Source organism: Sporolactobacillus caesalpiniae, from assembly GCF_040513385.1.
Lineage (GTDB): Bacteria > Bacillota > Bacilli > Bacillales > Sporolactobacillaceae > Sporolactobacillus.
In genome coordinates this window covers 113,399-125,771 of record NZ_JBEVCB010000006.1, presented here as the reverse complement: position 1 = coordinate 125,771, position 12,373 = coordinate 113,399, and the positions used below count along the sequence as shown (strand labels likewise).

Sequence of the window (12,373 nt, the reverse complement as noted above, 5' to 3'; positions counted from 1 at the left end):
TGAACATATTATGTCTTTTTAAAGATAACTCTTCTCAATTCTGGCTGTCAATTTCAAAGTATGATGTCTCAATTGAAGAAAAAGAGTAAAACTTGTCCTTGGTTAATATAATCCAAAAGAGTCGTTGACCATTGGGGAAGGGATTTCGATCGCATGTTTCAAAAAAAATATTTTTCACCTAATCCGGTACTCTATTGTATTGTTTTCTATATACTTTTCAGTCTGATTTTGTACGCTCTCACAAAGCGTACGATACATGTTATGATGCTATGGAATCTTCTCTTGGCATTTCTTCCACTCATCTTTGCTGCATGCATGTGTCTCGCAAACGCGGCGCGGGATTGGCTCAGAACATGGGTGCTTGGATTATTGTGGTTGATCTTCTTCCCAAATGCGCCGTATTTGGTCACCGATTTCATCCATCTTCAAGGAATTTCTTTTTATACAACAGGAAAATCGATTGTTTATTCCAATGACTTCTTATCCTGGTTAAGTCTCATTCATATTGGCATCGGCACTTTTGTCGGTACCTGCTCCGGCATGCTTTCGATGTGGATCATCCATCATCGTTTTTTACAAAAATTCGCGCCTCCTATTGTTTCGATCATTATGACTTTGATCTTTATCATAAGTGGTTGCGCGATGTACATTGGCCGTTTCTTACGTTTGAACTCCTGGGATCTCTTCTATCCAACTAGTTTCTTGTCACGAGTGACGCATCATGTCAGTGCTTTTTCAATTGGTTTTTCGTTGCTCTCCGCGTGCTATATTTTTATGACTTACTACTTTTTCTCCGTTCTTTTTACAGCAATAGTAAGGCTTGGAGAACAGTTACGATGAATAGTAGTGCTATGCTAGCATACTTCTCAAATTACCGATTCAAGAACGGGACAGGAGCTAATTTTTTCCGGAAAGCAGTATCAAATCTTTATGTACCTGATCAAAAACAGCGATCAGATCTTTAATTAAATTAATTAGATCTATAAAGTCATTTCCTCAGTTATCTATTCATAATCTAAAAAACAATGATTAGACGGAGGGGACTGCGCATGGGCTGCATCGATGGTAAAACATATCTGGAACGGATTGATCGTCTTCGCAATAATGTCTGGATTAACGGAGCAAAAATATCAGGCAACCTTTCTGAACACCCCGCCTTTAAAAATGTAATGAGAAGCCAGGCAAAGCTTTATGATATGCAGCACGAGAAATCTTTTCGTAACATTCTGACATTCAAATCGCCGAGTACTGGCGAACGAGTGGGTACTGCATATTTGGAACCAAAAAGGAAAAAAGATCTTGTGATACAGAGAAATGCATTTCAGACTTGGGCACGGCAAACTGCCGGTATGATGGGCCGTTCACCCGATTATATGAATACCGTTGTAATGACATTTGCTGCGTGTGCCGATCTTTTCGGTGACAAACAAGGTTCAGACAATATGCGTGCCTTCTATTTGAATTGCAGAGAACATGATCTCTCACTTACCCATACGTTCATTCAGCCTCAGGTGAACCGATCCTCACTTTATTTTGAAAATGAGTCGGACGCTGTTGCTGCACGAGTGATTGATGAAAACAAAGACGGTCTTGTCATTCACGGTGCGCGACTACTCGCCACACAAGGTGGAATGACTGACGAACTGCTTGTTTTTCCGACCGGTGCTTTTCATTTTGATGAAGCTTATGCGTATGCGTTCTCCATCCCCTCAAATACACCTGGTCTAAAATTTATTTGCCGTGAATCCTTTGACACTGGAGAAAGTCATTATGATCATCCGCTCAGTTCACGATTCGACGAAGTTGATTCAATTGTTCTTTTTGATCACGTCACTGTGCCCTGGGATAGAGTATTCCTGCATGGAAATACCGATATTGCAAGCAGGCTTTATACGGACAGTGGTTTTATGCCACTTCAAGTTCATCAAGTGACCTCAAGAAATATTGTGAAAACAGAATTTATTCTTGGTGTCCTCCAGTCGTTAGTTGATGCCATTAAAATTAGTGAATACCAACATATTCAAGAAAAAATAACCGAGGTGATCGTAGCGCTTGAAACGCTCAAAGCATTGCTCACCGCATCAGAGGTTCACGCCTCAATCGATAAATGGGGTACAATGGTACCGGATCGAAAGCCGCTGCTTGCCGCAATGAACGTGTATCCAAAAATTTATCCGCGATTTGTTGAAATTGTACAATTGATTGGCGCAAGCGGATTAGTTACCATTCCTACAGAAAGGGATTTCCAATCAGAAATTGGTGATGAGTTGCGAAATTATTTACAATCTGCAGATCGTAATGGTTATGAGAAAGTTAAATTATTTCGATTAGCGTGGGACTTGGCGATGAGCTCCTTCGCAGGTAGACAAACATTGTACGAACGTTTCTTTTTTGGCGACCCTGTCCGCCTCGCCTCGAACCTTTATCGTGACTATGACCGATCGGAATTTGTTAAGTGGGTTAATGAGTTTCTCAACCGCGAAGAGCTATAAAGTGATTGTGGACCGCAAAAAAACATGGTAGCATAGGAATTATGATCTACGCCTAGCAACTTAAGAATGGATTGGGTATTGCTGTTCTCGGCTATCTGGTACACCATTTTCCTCACAGGTCCGTTTGGGTCAATGGCATGATTACACTTTTATTGCGAGATGATCTAATGGATATTTATGTTGCCCGACAACCTATTTTTGATCGAGAGATGCGTCTTTTTGGTTATGAATTGTTATATAGAGAGAGTGGTACAAATGCGTTTCATGGGACGACAAATGACGGGCATGCAACCGCTTCACTCCTTGCAAATTCCGTACTCGTAATCGGTTTCGATGAGTTGATTGAGGGAACAAAGGGGTTCGTCAACTTTCCAGAGGATTTTCTCGTACAGCAATTGCCTCGGCTGTTACCTAAGCAGAAAATTATCGTGGAAATATTGGAGCGTGTCACCCCAAGTCGTGAAGTGATTAACGCTTGTCGATTGCTGAAACAGGACGGATATACTTTGGCGTTGGACGACTTCATTTTCGGACGTAAAGACTATGAGGAATTGATTGAACTCGCGGACATGATTAAAGTAGAGTTCTCAAGAACAAGGATTAAGGATCAGATGCGTTTCATTCAAAAGTATCGAGGTCAAAAGATTCTTTTGGCGGAAAAATTGGAAACGATGTTGGACTACCGCTTCGCACTCGCGATGGGCTATGATCTCTTTCAAGGGTACTTCTTCAGCAAGCCGCTTATGATCAATGCGAAGGAAATTGGCTATCAACAAGCCAACTTAATTCGAATTCTCAAAGAGTTGCGTGAGCCTGAGCCTGATCTCATTCGGATCAGCACACTCGTCCAAGAAGATCTTGGATTGACCTACAAATTATTGCGTGTGGCGAATACCATCCGCTACGGAGCAAAGTATCGAATTAAATCCGTTGGCCAAGCACTGATCAGGATCGGCACAGAAGATATGATTAAATGGACTCACATTATGTTATTAACCGGTGCGCAGGAAGTTGAAAATGCCGAACTTGTGAAGCGTTCGCTGATTCGCGGGAAGATGTTGGAGCTCATAGCTATTAAACTTGGACTTATAAATCAGAGTTCCGACTATTTTATCACAGGTATTTTCTCCTCGCTGGATCAGATTCTCAGCCAGCCTATGCAAGAGATTTTAACTAAGCTTCCTTTGGATCAGGAAGTATTCGAAGCTTTACTTGGCAACGAAAATGATTTAAGAATATGTCTCGATTCAGTTGTTAAATTCGAACAGGCGCAATGGGACGTGACACTCCCTTTCATTAAAAGCCATAAATTGACTACCGAAGACTTTATGTCGCTCTACTTAAAAGCCATAAAATGGCAACATACGTTGTCTGAAGAAGAGGCGAAGACAAGTCACCTATAAGACCTTATCGACTACGTCTATCGTCTATTGAGTAACAGAGAACCTAATTAGGGTTGCTTTTTCTCTCATTTTGATGCCCCTTCTCGCTCTGAATTTCCTGCTCCCCTAATTCGACACTTCCCCTTATACCGAAAATTGATCCTTGTACATTTTGTAATAAAGACCATTTTTCTTCAAGAGCTGCTCATGACTTCCCTGTTCGGTGATCCTACCATTATGCACAACAAGAATTTGGTCTGCGTGACGAATTGTGGAGAGGCGATGCGCGATAATGAAGTTCGTTCGCCCGTTCATCAACTGTGCCAGTCCTTCTTGAATTTCACGTTCCGTATGTGTATCTACATGGCTCGTTGCTTCATCCATAATTAGAATGGCCGGATTTGCCAGCAATGCTCGAGCAATGGTTAGTAATTGTTTTTGTCCTTCACTCAAATTTTCTCCATTACCCTGTAAAATCGTATCATAACCATGCTCAGAAGCCATGATAAATGAGTCCGCATGCGCTGCCACTGCCGCGCGCTTTATCTCTTCGTCTGATGCCTCAAGCCTGCCATAACGTAAATTATCCTTAAAAGTGCCATGAAAGAGGTAGGTATCTTGAAGAACCATACCGAATAAACTGCGGTAGCCGGAACGGCAATACTTCTTAATATCCGTACCATCGACGCAAATGGAACCGCTAATCGGTTCATAAAACCGCATCATTAAATTGACTATGGTTGTTTTTCCGGCGCCTGTCTGTCCGACAAGTGCGACCGTTTCACCGGGATGCGCGTGAAACGAAATTTTCTTTAGGATGGGGTGCTTCGAATCATAACCAAATGAAACGTTGCGAAAATCAATCTCTCCTCTGCAATTTTCTCGGCTAATTGTCCGAGCGTTTTTTGGATCCGGCAATTCTTCCTTTCGATCAAGAATGTCGAAAACGCGTTCAGCACCAGCTATTGCAGAGAGCAATGTATTAAAAATACTGGCTACATCGTTCAGCGGACGAGAAAATTGCCTTGAATAAGTAAGAAAACTGGCGATCATACCCACGGTGATCATGTTTTTAACTGCTAAAAAACCACTGAAGGAAGCGACTGCAGCAAAGCCTAAATTATTGATTACATTCATCAAAGGCATCAGGTAACCAGACCAAATCTGCGCGCGCAGTCCGACATTTGTTAAGCGTTGATTGATTTGTGTGAACTGTTCAATTTCTTGATGTTCGTGGCTAAATGCCTTGATTACGGACAATCCGGAAATTGATTCTTCGATTCGGCCATTCAAGGTGCCCAACTCTTTCTGTTGTTCTACAAAGAGTTTGGAGGTTCTAGTGGCGATTGTTTTGGTCAAAATAAATACAAGCGGCACCATGATCATACTGGCGAGCGTTAATGAAGGACTGATCCAGAGCATCATAACAACTGATCCGGAAATCATAATCACATCATTCATCAGTTGCACCGTGGATTGCGAAAGTGTGACATCAATATTTTCAATATCATTTGTTAGCCGACTCATGATCTCTCCATGGTTATTGTGATCAAAAAAAGAGATCGGCAATTTCTGTAATTTCCAAAATAGACTTTTACGAATGCTGATTACGATTCTTTGACCTGTGGTTGCCATAAGCCAGTCTTGAAAAAAAGTCAGCACACCATCCATCAAATAGAACATACTAAGAACAAAAATTATAGTGATCAGCATCGAAAACTTAACCGAATGTGCTTCAGTGCCAATCTGGTTAATCGCGATTCCGATAAAATAAGGAATCAACAAGGAAATAATCGAATCAAGCAGAACAAAGAAAAAAACAATGATGAGCGCACGTTTTTCGCGAACGAAATAAATGCCGAGCCTCTTTAATGTAGCCCACATTTTTTCCGGCTTTTCAACAGGGGCGAACCGCCCCGCTCCCCTTCTTCTACCGCTTCTTCCAGGCATTGGTACACTGATATGATCTCTAGAACGCTTCTTTTCAGTCATTTTGGATTCCGCCTCTCTCCATTTGCATAGAATATATACCGCGGTAGAATGCCGAAAATGATAATAATTCCTTATGCGTGCCTATTGCCTCAATGCCTCCACGATTCATCACTATAATCTTGTCCGCATCCTTAATGGAGGCAGCCTTTTGAGAGATGATGATGCAAGTTAACTGATTTAGTGCCTGCTTTAGACGGCTTCGGATAAGTTTGTCGGTACGCACGTCTACAGCACTCGTCGCGTCATCCAAAATCAGAAGATCCGGCTTACGAATCAGTGCACGCGCAATTGAAATGCGCTGCTTCTGCCCGCCAGACAAGTTGACTCCTCCTTGACCAATAATTGAATCATAGCCATGCGGTAGACGGCGGATAAATTCGTCCGCGTCTGCGATCCGAGCAGCATCATAGACTTCTTCATCACTTGCCTGCTCATTTCCCCAGCGAATAGTGTCAATGATCGAGCCGCTGAATAAAAAGGTGCGCTGAGGTACAATTGCGACTCTTTTTCGCAGCTCACCTTCGCTATACCTTTTGATATCGTTGCCATTAAATACTATCGTGCCTTTGTCCGGATCGTAGAAGCGAAGAATTAACTGCGTCAGTGTGGATTTTCCTGACCCAATCGGACCAATAATACCAAGTGTCTCTCCGGGATCAAGATCAAAATTAATGTCTTTCAATACAGGATCTTGACCCTCATGTTTTTGATAGGAAAAGGTAACATGACGAAACTGAACTGCCCCTTTCTTTTCGGGTACAAATAGCTCGAGGTTCCCCGTTTGAAAACGCTGATCCAGTTCAGCATTCATCACTTCTCCGATCCGCTCTGCCGAGGCTTTCGCGCGCACAAGCATATTAAAGGCGTTATTCATCATCATAATCGCAAAAAGAAGTTGCATCATATAGTTAGTAAAAGCGATAATCGCACCCACTTGCATGGAACCGGAATTTACGCCAAGTCCGCCAAACCAGAGAATGGCAAGAATTCCGCCATTCACTGCCAAATTAAGCGCAGGGCCAAAAAGGCTGCCGATTTTAGAGGCGGCAGCTGATAGCTCACCCAGTACTTTATTATTAATTTGGAACTTTTCCTGCTCATATGCGGAGCGATTAAAGACTTTAACGACGCGAATTCCGACTAAATAGTCCTGCATCGAACGATTAACACGATCAAGTGCGCGTTGTACATTTCGAAAAAAAGGATAACTGATTTTCATATTTAAAAACACCAGTACCGCTATAATTGGAGCAATTCCCAGCAATACCAATGAAAGCTTCGCGTTCAAATGAACGGCCATAATAAGACTTCCGATTCCAACGAGCGGCGCTTTTACCATAATGCGCATCATGCCGTTAGCGAAGGTTTGCACACGGGTTATGTCATTCGTGAGACGAGTGATCAATGACGCGTTGCCAAAATGATCGATCTGAGCTTGAGAGAAGCTCTGTATTTTTATGTATAAATCTTGGCGCAGATTCTGAGCGAAGCGCTGAGAAACAATACCCGAGAGTACATTGCGCGCGCTCGCGCAAAATGCACCAATCACCGTTATTGTGAGCATCAAAAGCCCAAACTGTTCAATAAACGGCAAATCTGCCTTGCCAACGCCCTGATCAACGATCCGTGACATTAGTGCCGGCTGCATCAAATCCGCCAAGGCTTCAAGCGACAGGAAAAAGAGTGCAAAAACAAATTTTACTCTATATGTTTTCCAGTAAATACGAAGGTAGCCCATAGAAAACCTTCTTTCTGAATACGCGCTGACAGGTCATAGCTCCGGATTCATTAAGTATATCAACAAGAACGCTCATGAGTAAGCAAGACGACTCGTTTTCTAATACCTTTTGATTTAAAAGGGATTGACGTTCGTGTTGAATTCTTCTATGAGCGGATGCCCGAGCAATGCCATTTCCAGACAATGACGCCGTTCTGGTTCAAAGAAATCCTCGCCTAATATGTCTCTAATTTTCTCAAGTCGATTGTACAATGTCTGACGATGAATAAACAACTTTTTCGCAGTCTCTCCCTTTGAACCCATACACTGAAAATACATAGATAGGGTATCCACCAGATTTAAATGATGTTTATGATCATAGTCGATTAATTGCCCGAGCTGATCCTTTATGAATTCGGAAAGAATCGGATCAGGAACAGCTTTTAGTAACTGATATATCCCCATCTTCCCATAAAAGTTGCGTTGCTTCATCGCCGGCACGGTTTGTGAAATTTCGATCACCTGATAGGCTTCTTTAAAGCTGATCCATACATCTAGCAGCCGTGTCCTTGATTTTCCAATACCTACATGAAAATGAAGACTAGGCAACGCCTGTTTGATGTACTTATCCAAACCGTCAATCAAACCTTGAATGTTTTTGTTAATGCTAGTTAGAGAGTCTTTATTGACACGTTCCTTCGCGCATAGTAAAAAGATTTGATTGTTCTTCATCATTAGCAAGTGGTGCATCTGATATCTTTTTAAAAGCGACCGGATCAGGACAAGAATATCTTGATTTCTCGCTTCCATCCGCTCTGGTCCTGCTTCAATGACATTATGTTCAAATTCGATAATTCCCCCGACAAAAATATACCGTTCGCCATTGGGGGAAGGCAGCCCCATCCTCATTTGCGCCTGTTCTTCACTCTCGATCTGCCGACTAAGAATATCTTGAATGAGTTCATTTTGATTGCTTAATATCTTCTCTTCAAGAAACTGTGTGCGGAGAAGAACGGTTGCTACCGCCTTCGCTGTATAATCGATAAGAAGCTTCATATATTCAGTAGGATGAGCCTGATGCAAAATCATGCCGACGCACGAGAACACTTGTCCAAAACATACAACCGGCTGAATCAAGAGATAATGCGTCTCATCCATCTTCCATATTTCGGTTTCTTGAATTTGATCGAAATCTTTCATTTTCTTATTGCAAAATGTATTAATTGTTTCCGCAGTCTCCGACGTCACAGAAGGATAGAACTTATTCGATTCAATTGTTGAGAGATAGACAATCTGCCCATCAGAATAGCTTTGCAGCAGCCGAAGAATGGCGGGAATATCCGTACTCTGTAAGATCAGCTGCTGCTGTTGCTGTGAAAAGTGTTCCAAATTTTTAAGAAGCCCGAAATGCTGATTGATCAAATAAGAATGGATGTCTTGAGTGATCTCCTCGAACCGTATTGGTTGACGAAATAGAATAAGTGGAAAATCGTGTTGGTCACAAAGCTCAATAATTTTGTCAGGAATTTCATCAATGGTTGTTCCGAACTCAATACAGAGTCCGGATGTTTCATGATCAATAATCTGACGTGTGTATTCCAGTCCTGATTTGACCGAACGCTTCAGCCACAGACCAGTTGTAAGAATCAAATCATGTTTGCTGACATAGGGAGCGGCATGTGTAATCTCAAGAATATGAACCCATCGTACTTCCCGGTATAATCCATGAGCGCCCGCAAGCAGTATTGCTCGTTGGAAAAGCGGTCGTTCAAGCACATCTTTCACACTAAATGGCATTTCGTCCATGCACAGCCCCCCATGTACGTCTCATTTCATTTCATTTCATATAATGTCATATTATCTAACACGTACATCAAATGTCAAGTTATTTGCCAAAAGACTAGACAAAACGTATGATGAAATGATTTTTTATTATTTGTAACATTCTAGATAAGGAATAACTTAACCCCGATCTAATGCATCATTTGTTTTATTGGTCTTGATCGAGGTGACTGATTATTCAATCATTGGTTTTAATACTCAAATTGGGAGGAATTCATTCATGATTATCGGTATTCCGAAAGAATTGAAGAACAACGAACGTCGCGTCGCAATCACCCCTGCAGGTACGTACCACCTTGTTCAAGAAGGCAATGTGGTCTATGTTGAAACGCTTTCCGGCGCAGGTGCAGGATTTTCCGATCAGCAATATGAAGAAGCAGGTGCAGTGATCACTTCAGCAGAAAAAGCTTGGTCTGCTGAAATGGTGATCAAAGTAAAAGAACCAGAACCAGAAGAATATCATTTCTTCCATGAAGGACTAATTCTCTTCACTTATCTTCACCTCGCTCCGGCAGTCGGCGCTGAATTAACAAAAGCTCTTGTTGCCAGCAAAGTTGTTTCAATCGCTTACGAAACCGTTCAACGCGCGGATCGCGTGCTGCCTCTCCTCCAACCAATGAGTGAAGTTGCCGGAAGAATGGCCGTTCAAATCGGTGCTCAGTACCTTGAAAAATTTAGTGACAATGCAGGAAAAGGTATCTTGCTTGGCGGCGTACCTGGCGTATCCCGCGGAAAAGTAACGATCATCGGCGGTGGTATCGTTGGAACGAACGCAGCGAAAATTGCTGTCGGACTTGGTGCTGATGTCACTATTCTTGACATCAGTGCTGACAGATTGCGCGACCTCGATGATATTTTCGGTAATTCGCTGAACACAGTCATGTCAAATCCTTATAATATTGCTGAATCAGTTAAGGAAGCTGATCTTGTTGTCGGCGCGGTTCTAATCCCAGGCGCTAAAGCTCCGAAGCTTGTCACTGAAGAAATGGTTGCCAACATGAAGGAAAACTCGGTTATCGTTGACGTTGCGATTGACCAAGGCGGTGTGGTTGAAACATCAGACCACAGCACAACACATGATGATCCAACTTATACGAAGCACGGTGTCATTCATTATGCCGTTGCCAATATGCCTGGTGCTGTTCCAAACACATCAACACTCGCTCTGACAAACGTGACCATTCCTTACGCTGCGAAAATTGCCAGCAAAGGTTATGCAAAGGCGTGTCTCGAAGATGAAGCGTTGCTTAAAGGTCTGAACACATTGGATGGCTATGTAACCTTCAAAGCAGTTGCCGACGCTCATGGTTTGGAATACAAATGCGCAAAATCATTGCTTGAAACTGCTAAGGTCTGATTCTTAAACCTAGTTAGTATATAACCGTTAACCTAGTTATTCTGTGGCTCTTTGATAGTCCTTTTCCTCCTGTTTATATGAACAGGGGGATTTTTTTAACTTAAGCACGAGTTGCTGCATATGACCGTGTCGCATCACTTTACATCAACCAAAGTAAAACGCTCGCAAACAAGAAGCATGTCCTCTTTAAATAGTTGACCAATTGACGAGAGCTCTTTTGTAAAAAACTCTTGATGAACCTTCCACCAATAGTCATGAGTCCGGCCTCCTTCGCCTTCTTCCCGAGCGTGCTGCTCAGAAACTTGATTCATCGGAATAATAGCCACTTCAATTGTTTTAGTAATGCAAACGGGTTTGTCTTGACTAGTTAAAATAATGTTATAGTCGCCGACCTTTGGTAATTCTTCACGCTCACGTTCATAGAACACGTAGGCAGAACAAGTTGCTGTCTTTATCCCTTTCGCAACTAAATCTGCCAGCTGATCCGGATCTCCGCCAAACTGCCACGCAGACACCGAGACGGGGTGTTTGTTGTCTTTCCAAAAATGAGTCCAATAATCCTCACAAGCTTTATTCATTTCAGAAACTTTCTCCTCTAAATGAGATATGATTGATCCAAACCGATGGATTATCCTTATTCGCGTTGATGCGAATCTGGGACCCGATCGGCATCGTAAGCATCGGATGCGTGTGGCAACAGTCAAAATCAGCAATAATTGGCAATTTGGTTCCATTCAATACCTCAAGCAGCAGGTCAATTGGTTGCTTGCCGGTTCCCTCGTCATCAAATCGCTCATGCTTGCCGAGCAATATTCCGCCAATTTGTTCAAAGACACCATTGACCTTCAGCAATGAGAAGTTCTTCTCCACTTGCGAGGCAGCTTTCATAGAATCTTCAATGAGCAAGATATCCCCTTTTTGTATTTTCGGCATATAGGGACTTCCCCAAAATCCATTCATCGCATTTAGGTTACCACCAATCAGTCTTCCCGTGGCCTTTCCGCCATTTATACCGTACCAATGATTAGGACGTCTCTCCTTTTCCCTAGTTTGTACTTCCCAATTCACACCTTCATCAGACCAATAACAAGGCATGGGCATCTTCATAGGATAAGATGTATGTTCTTGGAACATTGTTTCAAAATAGCTAAATGTTTCATCCACGTAAGGCGGAAATTCTCCAAACGACGGAACAAGAGCAGGTCCATAGAATACCGGACAACCTGTTTGTTCGTATATCGCAAGTAAAAGAGCGGTCACATCTGAATAACCAATCATGATCTTGGGATGCTCTTTAAATGCTTGATAGTCGATATATGGCAGGAGAGAATTTGAATTTGTGCCACCAATAGTTGACATAATCATTTTTATGTCGTTATTTCGAATCAAGGCATTTAATTCTTCAGCACGTTCCTTAATGGAACCTGAACGATAATGATCCCATTTTTCAGTCAAATTTCCCTCTACGATTTGGAATCCCTTTGATTCAAGAAACCGTTTCGCACGCGCAAAGCGTTTTGGCGATGTTGCTGTAATTGGCGACGATGGAGAGTAAATACCTATTTTGTCTCCTTTGTTCAAAGAGTACAAT

General features: G+C 42.3%; 9 protein-coding genes. 4 read left to right on the top strand and 5 right to left on the bottom strand.

From position 1 onward, the window contains the following. Nucleotides 1-153 precede the first annotated feature (153 nt). The 3 genes from ABWW58_RS12945 (at nt 154) to ABWW58_RS12935 (ending at nt 3,895) form a co-directional block, all read left to right on the top strand. On the top strand, nt 154-840 hold the full coding sequence (locus tag ABWW58_RS12945; protein ID WP_353869523.1) for a DUF1361 domain-containing protein: 687 nt from the start codon (nt 154-156) through the stop codon (nt 838-840). A 209-nt stretch (nt 841-1,049) separates the two neighbouring features. Further along, nucleotides 1,050-2,492, top strand: a complete 1,443-nt coding sequence (gene hpaB, locus ABWW58_RS12940) for a 4-hydroxyphenylacetate 3-monooxygenase, oxygenase component (protein ID WP_353869522.1) — start codon at nt 1,050-1,052, stop codon at nt 2,490-2,492. Nucleotides 2,493-2,659: 167 nt separating this feature from the next. Then, the gene (locus ABWW58_RS12935) at nt 2,660-3,895 is read left to right on the top strand and encodes an EAL and HDOD domain-containing protein (protein ID WP_353869521.1); all 1,236 of its coding nucleotides are present in this window, start codon (nt 2,660-2,662) and stop codon (nt 3,893-3,895) included. 123 nt (nt 3,896-4,018) lie between these two features. Here ABWW58_RS12935 and ABWW58_RS12930 read toward each other — a convergent pair whose 3' ends face one another. From ABWW58_RS12930 to ABWW58_RS12920, 3 genes are all read right to left on the bottom strand, one after another. After that, complete coding sequence (locus ABWW58_RS12930) at nt 4,019-5,866, bottom strand: ABC transporter ATP-binding protein (RefSeq protein WP_353869520.1); 1,848 nt, start codon at nt 5,864-5,866, stop codon at nt 4,019-4,021. Then, nucleotides 5,859-7,604 (bottom strand): ABC transporter ATP-binding protein, encoded by a 1,746-nt coding sequence (locus ABWW58_RS12925; RefSeq protein WP_353869519.1) that lies wholly within the window; start codon nt 7,602-7,604, stop codon nt 5,859-5,861. The genes ABWW58_RS12930 and ABWW58_RS12925 overlap by 8 nt, the downstream gene beginning before the upstream one ends. Nucleotides 7,605-7,718: 114 nt before the next feature. After that, the gene (locus ABWW58_RS12920) at nt 7,719-9,389 is read right to left on the bottom strand and encodes a PucR family transcriptional regulator (RefSeq protein WP_353869518.1); all 1,671 of its coding nucleotides are present in this window, start codon (nt 9,387-9,389) and stop codon (nt 7,719-7,721) included. Nucleotides 9,390-9,645: 256 nt separating this feature from the next. Between ABWW58_RS12920 and ald the strand changes: the two genes are divergently transcribed. Then, nucleotides 9,646-10,782, top strand: coding sequence for an alanine dehydrogenase (gene ald / locus ABWW58_RS12915; protein ID WP_353869517.1), 1,137 nt, complete (start codon nt 9,646-9,648; stop codon nt 10,780-10,782). Nucleotides 10,783-10,916: 134 nt separating this feature from the next. Here the strand turns inward: ald and ABWW58_RS12910 are convergent, their stop codons facing one another. Both ABWW58_RS12910 and ABWW58_RS12905 read right to left on the bottom strand, forming a co-directional pair. Beyond that, nucleotides 10,917-11,360: an ASCH domain-containing protein gene (locus ABWW58_RS12910; protein ID WP_353869516.1), complete on the bottom strand. Its 444-nt coding sequence runs from the start codon at nt 11,358-11,360 to the stop codon at nt 10,917-10,919. 1 nt (nt 11,361) lies between these two features. Further along, nucleotides 11,362-12,372, bottom strand: coding sequence for a S66 family peptidase (locus ABWW58_RS12905; protein ID WP_353869515.1), 1,011 nt, complete (start codon nt 12,370-12,372; stop codon nt 11,362-11,364). Nucleotide 12,373 lies beyond the last annotated feature (1 nt).